The sequence below is a fragment of the Candidatus Thiodiazotropha endolucinida genome (assembly GCF_001715975.1).
Lineage (GTDB): Bacteria > Pseudomonadota > Gammaproteobacteria > Chromatiales > Chromatiaceae > Thiodiazotropha > Thiodiazotropha endolucinida.
On the sequence record NZ_MARB01000022.1, the window covers coordinates 33,752 to 48,622 of the forward strand.

Genomic DNA, 14,871 nt, shown 5'->3' on the forward strand with positions numbered 1-14,871 from the left:
TCCTTACTTGTTATTGAGCGTTAACTTCGTATCCCCACCTCTTCCGGGCGGGAATCGCGGACACGGGTAAATCCCGCATTCTGCTCAAACGCTGAGTGCATCGATTCCAGATATGAGATAAATAGTGTGGCGACCGTTAAGTCTGCCGAAGTGCCTGGATTGACACCTTCACGCTTGAATTCACTGTCTGCTTGAAGCAGACGTAATTGGTAGTGTTCCGGCATCTCAGCCTGGAACAATCCTTCGACCAGATCGGCCGCATGCAGACTTGTCGCGACCGCCTTGTAGAGCCCTTGCTTGCGTTGAATATGGGTATCGGGAAAGTGTGCCAACAGACTGAGGAACAGACCCGTGACCGCCCACTCCTTGCATTGCCAACGTGCCTCGTAGCTGCGCAGCCGAGGCAGCGCAAAGTCGAATAGGTCTGCAAAGCCGGTGGCGTATTGGCGGGCAATCTGATCGCGATCCGCCGCATGGGCCATCACTTCGATCAAACCGGCACTGGGTGTCTTGAAAACATCATGCTTATCGGATTGGCCCAGTCCAGCCGGCGCTGCCAGTCGAATGGCACGGAACAGCCACTCCATCTGCTTTGCATCGACTTCAAGCAGGACCCTGCCGAGTTTGTCACGCAATGCCCCAGGATGCAGGCTCCGGTCATATGCGGCCTGAATCAACGGCGCACACAGCATCAGAATACCGAGATTGGTATTGCAACCGACTGCCTCGTGGGTGGCCTCGACTGCTTTGTAGATCCTTTCCCCCAGTCCCAGCTCAAGTGTTGTCAGCGGTTCGGCACTGACATTGGCACTGGTGATGAAATCCTCCAGGGTCATACCGTGACCATCGGAAAAACGATGCACATTACCCGGTTTCAGTGCATCCAATTCACTCAGGCAGGCATGACGATATGCTGTGGCGATCTGCCCCCTGACATTATTGTGCTGTGATGGCAATCCGGTCATCAGATCACCTCCGTCAGTGAACCGTCGTGGCAACAGCAGAGAAAATCATCCACCAGCAGTTGTGTAACATCCATCTGACAGGCCTGTTGCAGGCCTTTCCAGGCCGGGATGCTGTTGACTTCGATGACATAGGCCCGACCCTTGTCGTCACGCAGGATATCGACACCTGCATAACTCATCGACAATGCCCTGGTGGCAGCTTCCGCCAGCTCTTTCAACTCCTGGTCGAGCACTGCCGGATGGCAGCGGGCGCCCTGTGCCACATTGCTGATCCAACCCTCGCCGTGACGCAGCATGGCGGCGACCGCCTGGCCATTGATGACGAACACCCGCCAATCATGGGCATCCTCATTGCCGGTGTGAATGAACCTTTGCAGATAGAAAACACCGTTATAATGTGCCGGGTCGGGGAGAGTGTCGCCTTGACGGATACGCACCAAACCGTCACCTTGAGAGCCGAACAGGGGTTTCAGGACCAGTTCGTTGCCGGCCTTGAACTCATGCTTCACGATTCTCGTCAGGTCGCGCTCCTCACCAACCACCCAGGTGGGCGGTGTCGGGATACCGGCGGTGTGCAGCAGGAAACTGGTCATCCCCTTATCAACGCTACGCTCAATGGCGCGACCGTCGTTGTAAACGCAGACACCGAGATGCGTGAGGGCGTGCAGAATATCGAGATAGAGTACGACCTGTTCGAGAGTCCCACCAGGCACGCCTCGCACGAATACTCCGTCCGGCCTTGTTTCAAAGCCCGGAATCACCAGGTGCTCTCCTGCTCCGCTTAAATCGAATCCACACTGCTGCAGAGAGACGAACTCGCAGCTGCAACCGTGCGTTTCAAACGCTTCACGCAGACGTGCGCCGTGCCAGCCTGGATCGTCGGTGAAGATGGCGATACGCCTGTTCATGGTTCAATACCGAAGGAAGCCGCCATCAGCGCGGTGTCCAGCGCACCCGCCGCATAGCTGTTACCGCTATCGAGTGCGCTGACCATCACCCGTGCCGGACTGAACAGCATGGGATCGATCTTGAAAAAGTCGTACCCGTAGGCCTTGAAAACCTCGCCGAAGGGACGTCCATAGTCCCGGGAAGCGCTGCTCGGCAGATCAATCGCAAGCTTCTGTGCCTGCGCATCCTCTCCACGGACGAAGAGCTGCACCAAACCGGCAAACAGAATGGCGTCGTTGGTGCGCCCCATGGCAGTGAGGAAATCGGCTGCCGGCGGCGGCAATGGCGCACTGCCCATGCCATCCTGTATCGCTTGCAGATCGAAGCCCAGCTCGTGGGATTTGTGCATCGCCACTTCCAGTACCCGTGCGACGATTTGCACCGTACCGGCAAGGCTGCTGGTGGGTGTCAGGATAAGGGTCAACGCATCCGCATCGACACCGCAATCCCGTGCGATCTTCTCACACAGGGGTAGTGGGGGTAACCGGTCCACCTCGAGCACCAGGCAGGTCCGGTCTGCCTGATCCCGATAGCCCAGCTCATTGAACAGGGGTTCTTTCAGGGAGAGTGCCCTGCCGGGTCCCGAACCCAGGGCATTGAAGCCTTTTTTATCCGATTCCTTGTGTGACAGACTCCAACCCGCATATTGGCTGCCAAGGCAGGCAAGCACAGGATCGGCGGCATGCACATGTACCGCAAGCGGCCAACCCGCCACCGGACCGCTACCACTGAGGCTGACACTGCCAAGTCCGCCAAGACAGATTTCTGCGATGCGCCGTCCGGCCTCCAGAGAACCCTTGACATGGATCCCCGCATCCACCAGCAGACAACCGTTTTCTAGCCGCTCAATTCCGAGGCGCAGAATTTCCGCATCAGCCACCAACGATTCCACCAGCGGAGCAGTCAATGCATTGATGCTTGGGCGACTCATACGGCCACCAGGCATGGTTGTGATGGGTATATGGATGGGCCAAGCATCCATAACACCTCATCACGCTGTGTATGTAACTCAGCTTCAATCTCTGTGGCATTGGCGCCCTTGGCGTACAGACTGCACAATGGCTGCCCTTCGACTATCCTGTTACCTGCCGGCGGTCGATCGCTGACCCATTGCGGCCATGCCATCTTATTGGGTATCTCAATATTTCGTGGCGCATAGATAATCTGATGCCCATGCATCACAGCCGGGTCGTTGTTCGGAACCTCCGGTAGTTCTCCGCAACAGGCCGCTATGTGGTGCTCGATCCAACCGTCCGGCAGCAGATGTTCATAGAGGTCCAGGGTAGCCGAAGGCCTTGGATTGAGATCGATGACAAAGATACCGGCATCATTGTGCACGAAGTCCAGGCTGTTTATCCCCCGCAGGCCAAGTTCGGATACCAGCTTAACGACTGCCAGTTCGACCTGAGAACGCACAGCATCCCGCAGGTAGGCCTGGCCGATGGCACCACTATAGAGAAAGGGTGCCGGTGCACCGGATCCCGCTATCCCAAGCGTGTTGTATCCAATAGTGTGATGTCTTTTACCATCTGCGATAAACAGCACGGACATTACCTGGCCCGGGATGAATCTCTGGTAGTAGCAGGCGGAGTCTGTCGCGGCATATTCCGGAGAGAAGTAGGCCACACCCTGACCGCCGCAGCTGGCGGCCCTTTTGATCAACCAGCTTCTCGTTGTGGCGAAGTAAGGTGCAGTATGGCTTACCTCCGGATAGGCTATCTGTAGGCGGTCAAGCAGTGAAAAAAAACGCTGGGGTCTGCGCAATAACTCGAGTACCGAAGGATCATTGCCGAATAAATGGCAGAACTCAGAGAGGCGTTTCAACAGAGACGTTGATTCCTCCAAGCCCGCCCCATAAACCACCCCGCAGGGATTGTCGGGAAACAGGGATGCGATCTCTTTGACAAATATTTCCACATCGAGGCTTGAGAATCCCTGGGTGATGGGCCAACAATCGGCGACGGCCAGGGTGTCTTGATCGCAAAATCCATCGATGAGTGTTACCCGGTAGCCGCCGCGATGTGCCGACTCGGCTATCGCCCTGCCGCTGTTCGCCAAAACCAGCAGAGAGGTTGGTTTAGCCGACATACTCGCGTGCCACCTCAAATGCATTGTTGAAATCGAGAAATTCCGCTTCACCGGTTTCATACATACGCTTTAACAGCAGATGCTGGGCCTGGTACTTTACGTTACCTACCGCCAGCGCACCGATACCGACTGCGTTAGTGGGTGATCCGTTGATGGTCACTCCATCATCCATGACACCAACGCCCTCTATCCCCTCCGGCGGCACTGCATTGACATCACACGCCACTTTCAGCCGTTCAGCTTTCAGGAGTTGGCTGCTGTTCACTACCTGAACCCCCTCCGTGGCAGCGTTAAACACCACATCAGCTTCACTTAACAGTTCAACAATCGATACATCATTACTGCCTTCGGCACCCGAAAGGGCCGATCCATAACGCTGGTTACAGAGATCCGCCACGGTCTCTGCCTTGGCCAATGAATGGTGGCTGACGATGATGGCTTCGGCGCCTGCATTGGAGGCCAACATCGCCGCTGTTGAACCGACCGGCCCGGTGCCGCCGAACACGACGATCCGTTTATCTTGCAGTCCCCCTGCCTGGCTCTTTTTCAGTTCGCGTTCAACGCAGGCAACCATACCTGCAGCGGTAGTGAAGGCGCCGCTGGGATCGGCAAACAGTGAAACCTCGAACGGCGGCACCATCGATTTTTTTGCCGCCTGCATCATCTCCATGGCAAGATGAGTATCCCGTCCTCCAACGAAGATACCCGTCCTTTTGACCCCATTCGGACCACGGGAGAAGATCGCATCCTGCACCAGCTCACGCACCTCATCCAGGGTAACATCGGTATAGGGCGTGCATGCGGACCAGCCCGCATCGTATGCCATATTCACATCGAACGGACTGTGGTTCTTGGTTGCAGTCAGCATGTGCAGTAAAAAGGGTTTTTCCATCAACTAAACTCGCTTTTCTTGTCTTAATCTTGTTGGTTGTTGTAACAGATTCACCTCCGCACCCTGGTTGCGCGCAGCTACCAATTGACAGCGGAATGAAGAGAATTTTCCAAAGTGACGCTTTAATTCGCGCTCAAGCCTTTCGGCCCGGGACGCATCTTCCAGAAGGATGAAACCAGTTGGTCCCCACGAACTCTGACCAACACCGATATAGCCTTTCTCGATAGCCCACTCCAGGGCGGCGGAAATGATCGGGCTGGTGAATCGTCCACCCTGGGCGGGAGCAAAATGGTCGCCTACCACCTGTTGAATCTTACCGATGGCTTTTGTGACCGGTGCCAGATGCCCTTCGAGAACACCCGGCAGTACCTGCATCAGGACCAGTCGACAGAGATATGCTGCAGCCTGTTCCGGGAACTCGGGTAGTTCGGAAAATGCCATCACCTCCTGTGTGCCATGCAAACCCTGACCACGTGTATCTAAAAGCAGCAGTACCCGCCACTTCTCGGGAAATGCCAGTCTGACTGCGACAGGGGGTACCTCCCTCTCCTCACTGCGACCGCAATCGAGAATGAAACCACCTTGCTCGAAGGCTCCGATGCCGATGCCGGAACGGGCACCTCGATTTAGTGTTCTCGCAATTGAAACGCAGTCACCCTCGCCTCTATAGAGTCGTTCAATCGCCGTACCCACAGCGAGTGCCATTTGAGTGCCCGAACCCAATCCCACATGATCGGGTATCGTTTGTAGCAGATTGAGTTCGACACCTCCTTGTATGCCTTTAGCCTCAATGTATGACTTGGCATATTTAAGTGCCCGTTCAGCACCCGGGCCTCTGGCCGTGATCTCATTGCATCTCTCGGCACGTAGCCGCGTCGCCAGAGTGTCAATGGTCAGACCTATGCTGCCGAAGCGTCTCCCCAAACCACCGTGCAAATCGAGGAAACCCAAATGCAGCCGTGCAGGCGCATTGACTTCAACACTGAATCCCGCCGTAACAGGCTTTGATGGGTTTGTCATCAGTTTGTCTATATGGTTTTGCATTATCACTATCCCACTGCAATTTGCATGCCTGCCATCCAAGTCCCGAGTGTTGTGGTCTAACTGCAAATCCGCCTACCCGACAACACTCAGCGTGTTACGCTGTAAGTCAACAGACAATTAAGCGTTCATAGAAGTAAACCTTGTCAAAGGCAAGGCTTTTTAAGGGAAATATATGCCGGCTTTTTTTACATCCGACTCACTGCAATGTTTAGTTCTATCTTAGACCTTAAATGCGCCTGAGTTGGACCAATGTGTCACCTGCCCTGCCCCAGCAGTTAACAGTTGATCCGAGTCGCCGATCAAATGGTTGAATTCGATTTCGCCAAGGAAGCAACCTGATGTCATATGGTTATGTTTCCACCTATTCCAAAGATTGGCTTATCTATAGATCCTTATTTTTGCCCGGATCTGGTGTAACCTAATACCAACCGTGACCAAAGTTCGTGACGATTGATATAGGTAAATAAAATCAGACATTGTTCAGTGGCACGTTTTCTGCACTAACTCGTAAATCGATACATCCGAGCATCACTCACAAGCAGGGTTATCAGCGCAGCATGTGGAATAATGAAATCGAACAGATGATGGACGCGGTCACCTGTCCTTGTTGTGGATTGAGTTGCGATGACCTGAAAATTGAGATGAGCGATGGGCAGCTGAAATCTATTCAGAACGGATGTCATCTGGCACGTGCCTTCTACGACACCGCCTTTCATCATACCGATCAGGACCCCATGATCGACGGCAGAGCGACCACGTTGGAAGAGGCGCTGGACTACGGCACTGAGTTATTGCGGCAGGCACGATCTCCGCTCTTCGCCGGACTGGCGACAGACGTCAATGGCATGCGTGGCATCCTTGCACTGGCTGACCGGTGTGGCGCCACCCTGGATCACCTCAACGGTGATGCCATGTTTCGCAATCTACGTGTCGTACAGGATAACGGTTGGTTCACCACCACTTTCACCGAGGTGCGCAATCGGGCCGACCTGATCCTGTTGGTGGGCAGCCAATGCATCGACCGCTTTCCACGACTTGTCGAACGCGTGCTGCATCCTGAAGAGAGTCTCTTCGTTGAAACCAATCAACGAAGGATTATATTGCTCGGCCCCTGGCAACAGGACGATATACCAACCGAGTTGGCACAGTTGAACCCGACGGTGATAGCAACGGATATCGAGTCATTATCAGATGCGGCGGGACTGTTACGCGGCCTCGTTGCCGACAGACCGGTCGATTCGGACCGGCTTGGAGATGATCTCGGCAATTCACTGACCGCACTTGCCGAACAACTCAAAGCTGCAAAATACAGTGTTATCTCATGGAGCGCTGCGGAACTCACCATGGCCCATGCCGAATTAGTTGTACAGAGCCTGGTGGATCTGGTTAAAGCACTCAATGCCAAGACGCGCAGCGCCGCCCTCCCGCTAGCCGGAACACAGGCGGATATCACCGCAAACCAGGTCTGTACCTGGCAGCTTGGATACCCATTGCGTACTCGGCTGCAACGCGGATATCCGGAGCATGATCCATCACTCTTCCGCTGGCAGGATCTGCTCACGAGCGGCGAGAGTGATCTGTTGTTATGGGTCTCATCGTTCTCCTCACTAGCCACGCCTCCACCTACCAAGACTCCGACCATCGTGCTTGGCCATGCCGGCATGATGTTTGAACAGCAACCATCGCTCTACATCCCCGTGGGTGTACCGGGTATCGACCACCGGGGACATTGGTACCGCAGTGATGGTGTCTGCTCACTACCCCTCGGCAAGCTGAGAGATATCGGCCTGCCTGCGGTCAGTCTTATCGTGAACCAACTGAATGAACGGCTGCTGCCCTTTGCAGACGAGCCTGAAAGTGCTCCCGCATGCTGAGCAAACTCACGGGCGGCAAGCTCTACGACCCGGCCAATGGCATCAACGGTGATACCAGGGATATCTATATCCGAGACGGTAAGATAGTCGATCCGCCGGCCGATAGCGAAATCGTCCATCGAACTTATTCATTGGATGGCAAAATCGTCATGGCCGGTGCCATTGACATGCATACCCATATAGGCGGCGGCAAGGTCAATATCGCGCGCACCATGCTGCCGGAGGATCAACGTGGAAGCGCCCGGCCGAAGACCGACCTGACCCGCTCGGGCGGCGGGCATGCCATCCCCTCCACTTTGGCAGCGGGATACCGCTACGCGGAGATGGGTTACACAAGTTGTTTCGAACCGGCCGTACTACCGGCCAATGCCCGTCAGGCCCATATGGAGATGGCCGATACCCCGATGATCGATACCGGCGGCTATGCCATGCTGGGCAATGATGATCTGTTACTGCAGCTGATATCCGAAGGGGCCGAGCAGCAAACCCTCAATGACTACGTGGCCTGGACCCTGCACGCAGCTCAGTGTATCGGTATCAAGGTGGTCAATCCCGGCGGCATCAATGCCTTTAAATTCAACCAACGGGCACTGGATGTGGACGATTCCCATCCCCACTACCGGATAACTCCACGCGATATTGTGCGCACACTGAGCCGTGCCCTGAGCGAACTGGGGGTGCCCCATCCACTGCATGTCCACGCCAGTAATCTGGGTGTACCGGGTAACTATCTGTCAACCCTGGCAACCATGGAGGCAGCCGAAGGATTCCCCATCCACCTCACCCATATACAGTTCCATAGTTATGGTGCCGAGGGTGACCAAAAATTCTCCTCCTGCGCGGCCGAGATTGCCGAGGCCGTCAACAACCAATCCAATATCTCTATCGATGTTGGCCAGGTGATGTTCGGTCAGACGGTCACCATATCGGGTGACACCATGGCCCAGCATGCCAACCACAACCATGCCCATCCCAATAAGTGGACCTGTATGGATATCGAGTGCGATGCGGGATGCGGTGTGGTGCCCTTTCGCTATCGCGACAAGAACTTCGTCAATGCCCTGCAGTGGGCGATAGGCCTCGAACTGTTTCTGATGGTGGACGATCCCTGGCGGATCTTTCTCACCACCGACCACCCCAACGGCGCCCCCTTCACCAGCTATCCCCACCTGATCCGGCTGTTGATGGACAGAGGCTTTCGCAACGACCTGATGGGACAGATCCATCCTGAGGCCTCGGCAGCCACTCACCTGGGCAGTCTGGAACGGGAGTATTCACTCTACGAAATCGCCATCATGACCCGGGCCGCGCCGGCAAGGATTCTGGGGTTGTCAGACCGTGGACACTTGGCGCCGGGTGCCTTGGCGGATATCGCAGTCTATCATCAGCACGAGAATCCGGAGCGGATGTTCGAGCGACCGATGCTGGTTTTCAAACAGGGAGAAGTGGTTGTTGAGGAAGGGCGGATCACTCAGCCTGTCAAAGGCGCCACTCAAGTCGTAAGGCCAGAGTACGACAAGCGTATAGAGAAACTGATAGAGCGCAGGTTCGAACGTTATCACAGCATCGGCCTCCACAACTTCGTCATCTCCGACGACGAGATGGCCGAGGGAATCGGCAGCCAGGTCAATATCCATGCCTGTAAGGGAAGCCGAACATGATCATCAACGGCACAGAGATCGAGGACACCTTCGCCGAGGCCTTCGGCATGAGCGCCACCCGCGTCATCATCACAGCCATCAACCACCGCTGGGCGCTTATCGCCGGCGAAACCATGACCGGATTCGCCACATCGGTGATCGGTTGCGGTGTAGAGGCGGATATCGAAGCGGAGATCGCCCCTGATAAGACCCCCGATGGACGTCCTGGCGTGAGTGTGCTGCTTTTCGGCATGTCCGGCAAGGCACTGGCGAAGCAGCTGGAGACCCGTGTGGGCCAGTGTGTGTTGACCTGCCCCACCACCGCCCTCTTTGCCGGTATCGACGGGGAGAAGCGGATACCACTGGGTAAGAATCTGCGCTTTTTCGGTGACGGCCACCAGATCTCCAAACAGATCGACGGCACACGCTATTGGCGCATACCGGTGATGGATGGCGAGTTCCTCTGTGAGGAGAGCGTTGCCCGGATACCTGCTGTCGGCGGCGGCAACTTCCTGGTGCTCGCCGAGACACAACAGCAGGCACTCAGCGCCTGTGAAAGGGCGATCGAGGCGATGCGCAAGCTGCCGAACGTGATCATGCCCTTTCCCGGCGGTATCGTTCGTTCCGGCTCCAAGGTGGGATCAAAATACAAGGCCTTGATGGCCTCCACCAACGACGCTTACTGTCCCACGCTCAGGGGACTGGTCGACACCAGGCTCGGTCCCGATATCGGATCGGTGATGGAGATCGTCATCAACGGTCTGAGTGATGCCGATGTCAAATTTGCTACCCGGACCGGCATCTCGGCAGTATGCGAACTGGGTGCCGCGGCCGGAATCCGCCGTATCTCAGCCGGCAACTATGGCGGCAAGTTGGGTCAGTACCATTTCCACTTGCGTGAGGTGATGGCATGAGTGCCCTGACCCTGAAGCTGAAGCACAGCCTCTCGCAACGTCTGGACATGAGTCCCTTCACCCCCGCGCATCTGGCCGGCAAAAAAGTGGGTGAGATAGCAAGCATTCCCCTATGGCTGGGAAACCGGCGGGTCGATGCCGCTGAGCTGTTCGCCATCGACGGCAAGGTAACTGATCAGATCGTTATCCAGTCGGAGAGCGACCGACTCGATGGGATCGGCGCAGGCATGACCAGTGGGAAGATCATGATCGAGGGCAAGGCCGGCGCCTATCTCGGATGCGGTATGCGGGACGGCACCATTCAGGTGAGTGGCAATGTGGGCGTGGCTGCAGGCTGCGCCATGCAGGGAGGTCACCTGGAAATCGCCGGCAACGCGGGAGATTTCCTGGGTGGCGCCATCACAGGCGAGCGCCAGGGTATGCGCGGCGGTATCATCATTCTAAAAGGAGATGCGGGAGACAGGGCCGGCGATCTGATGCGCCGTGGGACTATCCTGATCGGAGGCAACTGTGGCGACTATTGTGTATCGCGTATGGTTGCGGGAACCATGGTGGTATTGGGTCAGTGCGGCGAGCAGGCCGGAATGGCTATGCGCCGCGGTACATTGATTTTGACAAGGCCACCCGTTTCGATGCCGGCCACCTTCAACGATAACGGTCGACACCATCTTAATTTCCTGACACTGCTCATCCAAAGCTTCAAAGATCAACCACCCTTTTCAAATCTGGCGGAACGGGGCAATCAGGTCCATCGTTGGCTCGGCGATCTAAGCTGCGGTGGTCAGGGAGAGATACTGATCTGTTATTAAACCGGCACCATTACAAGCTATGTTCAGGACTCCAAGAGCGGTAAAGAACAGTTCTCGCAATTGAAATTTACTATTGTCTCAATAGGTAATCCAAATCTGACACACATTCTACACCTGGCCATCTTATTTTCTGCTTAATCATTTTATTAAGCTGCTCATGAAGTTATACGGGAAGGATGTGTTACTTCCTTAACGACAATCATCCAGTGTCACCGATCCGGTACAGGTCGTGTGTAACATATGGCCCTATCCCGAGCCGTGTCGGGAAAAATTCCCAATGTTTTTTTGCCATTATTCCTAGCAAGCCCCTATGCGTGGTGAACCCCATAAATAGAGACTACTTGCAGTTGAACGTATGCATGTTATCTGCTGACAAAGCTCATGCATTTTCTGAGACTAGCGAAAATCAACAGGAGCGATACCTCATGAATTGGTCTACACCTTCCTATCAAGATCTACGTTTCGGTTTTGAGATCAATCTTTACATCAACAACCGATAAGCTGTAATTGCCGGAACCACCTTTCATGCCGGTGGTTCCGGACATAACCATACCTCATTCATGCTGATACATATTTTGGGTTCCGGCGCGGGTGGCGGATTTCCGCAATGGAACTGTAATTGCCATAACTGCCGGGGAGTACGAACCGGAACCATCAAAGCGGCAGCCCGCACACAATCCTCCATTGCAATCAGCGCCAACGGTGAGGATTGGGTACTCTTCAATGCGTCGCCGGATATCCGAGCCCAGTTGGAATCCTTTCCAGTCTTACAACCGGGCAGAACCATTCGCGATACGGCAATACGAGCAATTCTGTTGGTGGATGCACAGATCGATCATACCACCGGCTTGTTGCTACTGCGTGAGCACACGGCACCCTGGGATATCTATTGCACCCGGGCCGTACATGACGATTTGACCAGCGGCTACCCGATATTCAACATTCTTGGCCACTTCAGAGGGGTCAACTGGCACGAGATTCTGACCGACGAGTCGAATTTTTTCATTCCGGGCATCGAAGGTTTGGTGTTCACTGCGGTACCGCTGAAGAGTGAAGCACCCCCCTACTCGCCTCACCGCCATAACACAGTTCCAGGAGACAACATCGGCGTACGGGTTGAAAACACCGCAAGCGGAAAAAACCTGTTTTACGCACCCGGGCTGGGTTCCATGGAGCCCCACATTCTGCCCTATATGCAAGAAGCCGACTGCTTACTGGTTGATGGGACTTTATGGCAGAACGACGAGATGATCGAGGCGGGTATCAGCAACAAGCTCGGCAGTGAAATGGGGCATCTCGATCAATCGGGCAAGGGCGGCATCATCGATATTATGAGCGACCTTGGCAAACCGAGAAAGATACTTATTCATATCAACAACACCAATCCCATCCTCGTGGATGATTCACCCGAACGGCAAACGTTGAACAAGGCCGGTGTCGAGGTATCTCACGATGGCATGCAGATCAAACTATAAACGGGATCAGCTATGACCGCCTATCCAACCAATCCATGGACGAAACAGGAGTTTGAACAGAAGCTCAGGGAAAAGGAGAAGTACTACCACATTCATCATGAGTTCCATATTTTGATGAACAGCGGCAAGCTGGATAAACCGGCCATACAGGGTTGGGTCGCCAACCGTTTTTATTACCAGGTCATCATCCCGGTAAAGGATGCCGCTATCATGGCCAACTGCCCCGACCGTGACGTGCGCCGCCACTGGATACAGCGGATCATCGACCACGACGGCACCCAGGGTGACGAGGGGGGTATCGAGGCCTGGCTGCTGTTGGGTGAGGCCGTGGGTCTGTCGCGAGAGGATCTACTCTCCCACAAGCACCTGCTGCCGGGCGTCAAATTCGCCATAGACGCCTATGTCAATTTTGCCCGCCAGCAACCCTGGGAGGTGGCGGCCAGTTCCTCGCTGACGGAACTCTTTGCCCCCACCATTCATCAAAAACGGCTCGACAATTGGCCGCAATATTATCCGTGGATAGACGAGCGCGGATACCGTTATTTCCGCAAGCGCCTGACCGAAGCCCGCCGTGATGTATTGCATGGATTGGATATCACACTGAACTACTATAAAACCCGTGAGCAACAGGAGAAGATGCTGGAGGTGTTGCAGTTCAAGCTCGATATCCTGTGGACCATGCTCGATTGCATGTGGATGGCCTATGTGGAAAACAAACCGCCCTATCACAACATCACAGCCTGACCTATGAGCAGCCATTTTAATGCCGAAGACATCCCACAGATGGCGCCCACTTTCCGTTTTCAATGGGAAGAGGCCCAGGGCTGTCATGTAATCCTCTATCCCGAGGGTATGGTCAAACTCAATCATGCCGCCGGGGAGATCCTAAAACGATGTGACGGCGAAACGAGTGTCGCCACTATCATTGACGACCTGAAGTCAGCCCTTCCTGAAGCAGAGCTCGAAACCGACGTCTATCAATTTCTGGATACCGCTTATGACAACCAATGGATCCGACACAAGCCCGCCTAAGCCACTCTGGCTGCTGGCGGAGTTGACCTACAAGTGTCCGTTGCAGTGTCCCTACTGCTCCAATCCGCTCGACATCGCCCGTTATAAGGACGAACTCTCCACCGAGGATTGGATCCGGGTGTTTCGCGAGGCGCGCGCCCTGGGGGCGGTGCAGCTCGGTTTCTCCGGCGGTGAAGCACTGGTGCGCAAGGATCTGGAAGTACTCATTGCGGAAGCGCACAAACTGGGATACTACACCAACCTGCTAACCTCCGGCGTCGGCATGGATGAGGCCCGCATAAAGGCCTTCAAGGAGGCCGGGTTGGATCACATCCAGGTCAGCTTTCAAGCCAGCAGTGAAGAGCTCAACAACTTCATCGCCGGCAACAACTCCTTCCGGCATAAGCTCGAGATGGCACGGCTGGTGAAGAAGTACGACTACCCGATGGTGCTCTGTTTCGTCCTTCACCGGCACAATGAAGACCAGGTGGAACAGATCCTTGAGATGTCTCATGCCCTCGAGGCTGACTATGTGGAACTGGCCACCACCCAGTACTACGGCTGGGCCCTGCACAATCGGCAACAGCTGCTGCCGAGCCGCGACCAGGTTGAAGCAGCGGAGGCGGTGGCCCACCGCTATCAGGAGAAATTCAAGGGTAAGATGCGAATCTTCTATGTAGTGCCAGATTACCACGAAGAACGTCCCAAGGCCTGTATGAACGGTTGGGGTGCTGTCTTCCTCACCGTGGCCCCCGACGGCACTGCCCTTCCCTGTCATGCAGCCGGCGAACTGCCTGGGCTCACCTTTCCCAACGTGCGTGACCACAGCATCGAATGGATCTGGAACGACTCCTCCGATTTCAACAGGTTCCGCGGCTACAGCTGGATGAAAGAACCCTGCCGCAATTGTGACGAAAAGGAGAAAGACTTCGGTGGCTGCCGCTGCCAGGCCTACCTGTTGACCGGTGATGCCGCCAATGCCGATCCGGTCTGCAGCAAATCGCCCCACCATGAACAAATAGTCCAAATGGTCGATGATACGAACATACCACGCGAGCCTGACACCGCACCCCTGGTGTTCCGCAACATGCGCAACTCGAAAAAACTCACAGCCGGTAAATGGCCCAAGGCGAGCGGGCAGTAACAGAAAGAATAAAGCCGCAAATGGACGCGAATCACCGCAAATTTACGCAAAATGTATTAGTTCGCAA

15 protein-coding genes are annotated in these 14,871 nt (G+C 55.2%); 9 read left to right on the top strand and 6 right to left on the bottom strand.

Features of this window, described 5'->3' with window-relative positions; translation table 11 throughout:
• Positions 1 to 20: 20 nt before the first annotated feature.
• Genes CODIS_RS16225 through CODIS_RS16250 form a run of 6 tightly spaced genes read right to left on the bottom strand, consistent with a single transcriptional unit; the run spans position 21 to position 5,937 of the window.
• Positions 21 to 965 carry a triphosphoribosyl-dephospho-CoA synthase gene (locus CODIS_RS16225; protein WP_069127083.1) on the bottom strand — a complete coding sequence of 315 codons (945 nt, stop codon included), beginning with the start codon at positions 963 to 965 and terminating at the stop codon, positions 21 to 23.
• On the bottom strand, positions 965 to 1,873 hold the full coding sequence (locus tag CODIS_RS16230; RefSeq protein WP_069127089.1) for an ATP-grasp domain-containing protein: 909 nt from the start codon (positions 1,871 to 1,873) through the stop codon (positions 965 to 967). Before CODIS_RS16230 ends, CODIS_RS16225 begins: the two co-directional genes overlap by 1 nt.
• Entirely contained in the window at positions 1,870 to 2,844 is a 975-nt protein-coding gene (gene mch / locus CODIS_RS16235; RefSeq protein WP_083220829.1) for a methenyltetrahydromethanopterin cyclohydrolase, read from the bottom strand. The genes CODIS_RS16230 and mch overlap by 4 nt, the downstream gene beginning before the upstream one ends.
• Positions 2,841 to 4,001: an ATP-grasp domain-containing protein gene (locus CODIS_RS16240; RefSeq protein WP_069127092.1), complete on the bottom strand. Its 1,161-nt coding sequence runs from the start codon at positions 3,999 to 4,001 to the stop codon at positions 2,841 to 2,843. Before CODIS_RS16240 ends, mch begins: the two co-directional genes overlap by 4 nt.
• Positions 3,991 to 4,893 carry an NAD(P)-dependent methylenetetrahydromethanopterin dehydrogenase gene (locus CODIS_RS16245; RefSeq protein ID WP_069127095.1) on the bottom strand — a complete coding sequence of 301 codons (903 nt, stop codon included), beginning with the start codon at positions 4,891 to 4,893 and terminating at the stop codon, positions 3,991 to 3,993. The genes CODIS_RS16240 and CODIS_RS16245 overlap by 11 nt, the downstream gene beginning before the upstream one ends.
• 3 nt (positions 4,894 to 4,896) lie before the next feature.
• Positions 4,897 to 5,937 carry a beta-ribofuranosylaminobenzene 5'-phosphate synthase family protein gene (locus tag CODIS_RS16250; RefSeq protein ID WP_069127096.1) on the bottom strand — a complete coding sequence of 347 codons (1,041 nt, stop codon included), beginning with the start codon at positions 5,935 to 5,937 and terminating at the stop codon, positions 4,897 to 4,899.
• A gap of 557 nt (positions 5,938 to 6,494) precedes the next feature.
• Between CODIS_RS16250 and CODIS_RS16255 the strand changes: the two genes are divergently transcribed.
• From CODIS_RS16255 to pqqE, 9 genes are all read left to right on the top strand, one after another.
• Positions 6,495 to 7,811, top strand: coding sequence for a hypothetical protein (locus CODIS_RS16255; protein ID WP_069127097.1), 1,317 nt, complete (start codon positions 6,495 to 6,497; stop codon positions 7,809 to 7,811).
• Positions 7,805 to 9,472 carry a formylmethanofuran dehydrogenase subunit A gene (locus CODIS_RS16260; protein WP_069127098.1) on the top strand — a complete coding sequence of 556 codons (1,668 nt, stop codon included), beginning with the start codon at positions 7,805 to 7,807 and terminating at the stop codon, positions 9,470 to 9,472. The genes CODIS_RS16255 and CODIS_RS16260 overlap by 7 nt, the downstream gene beginning before the upstream one ends.
• Positions 9,469 to 10,365 carry a formylmethanofuran--tetrahydromethanopterin N-formyltransferase gene (gene fhcD / locus CODIS_RS16265; protein WP_069127099.1) on the top strand — a complete coding sequence of 299 codons (897 nt, stop codon included), beginning with the start codon at positions 9,469 to 9,471 and terminating at the stop codon, positions 10,363 to 10,365. The genes CODIS_RS16260 and fhcD overlap by 4 nt, the downstream gene beginning before the upstream one ends.
• On the top strand, positions 10,362 to 11,174 hold the full coding sequence (locus tag CODIS_RS16270) for a formylmethanofuran dehydrogenase subunit C (RefSeq protein WP_069127100.1): 813 nt from the start codon (positions 10,362 to 10,364) through the stop codon (positions 11,172 to 11,174). The genes fhcD and CODIS_RS16270 overlap by 4 nt, the downstream gene beginning before the upstream one ends.
• Before the next feature lie 425 nt (positions 11,175 to 11,599).
• Positions 11,600 to 11,674 (top strand): pyrroloquinoline quinone precursor peptide PqqA, encoded by a 75-nt coding sequence (gene pqqA / locus CODIS_RS21780; protein ID WP_108293397.1) that lies wholly within the window; start codon positions 11,600 to 11,602, stop codon positions 11,672 to 11,674.
• Positions 11,675 to 11,734: 60 nt separating this feature from the next.
• The gene (gene pqqB / locus CODIS_RS16275) at positions 11,735 to 12,649 is read left to right on the top strand and encodes a pyrroloquinoline quinone biosynthesis protein PqqB (protein ID WP_069127101.1); all 915 of its coding nucleotides are present in this window, start codon (positions 11,735 to 11,737) and stop codon (positions 12,647 to 12,649) included.
• Positions 12,650 to 12,661: 12 nt separating this feature from the next.
• Positions 12,662 to 13,393, top strand: coding sequence for a pyrroloquinoline-quinone synthase PqqC (pqqC, locus tag CODIS_RS16280; protein ID WP_069127102.1), 732 nt, complete (start codon positions 12,662 to 12,664; stop codon positions 13,391 to 13,393).
• A 3-nt stretch (positions 13,394 to 13,396) separates the two neighbouring features.
• Positions 13,397 to 13,681 carry a pyrroloquinoline quinone biosynthesis peptide chaperone PqqD gene (gene pqqD / locus CODIS_RS16285; protein ID WP_069127103.1) on the top strand — a complete coding sequence of 95 codons (285 nt, stop codon included), beginning with the start codon at positions 13,397 to 13,399 and terminating at the stop codon, positions 13,679 to 13,681.
• Positions 13,647 to 14,804: a pyrroloquinoline quinone biosynthesis protein PqqE gene (pqqE, locus tag CODIS_RS16290; protein WP_069127104.1), complete on the top strand. Its 1,158-nt coding sequence runs from the start codon at positions 13,647 to 13,649 to the stop codon at positions 14,802 to 14,804. The genes pqqD and pqqE overlap by 35 nt, the downstream gene beginning before the upstream one ends.
• The last annotated feature ends 67 nt before the right edge of the window (positions 14,805 to 14,871 follow it).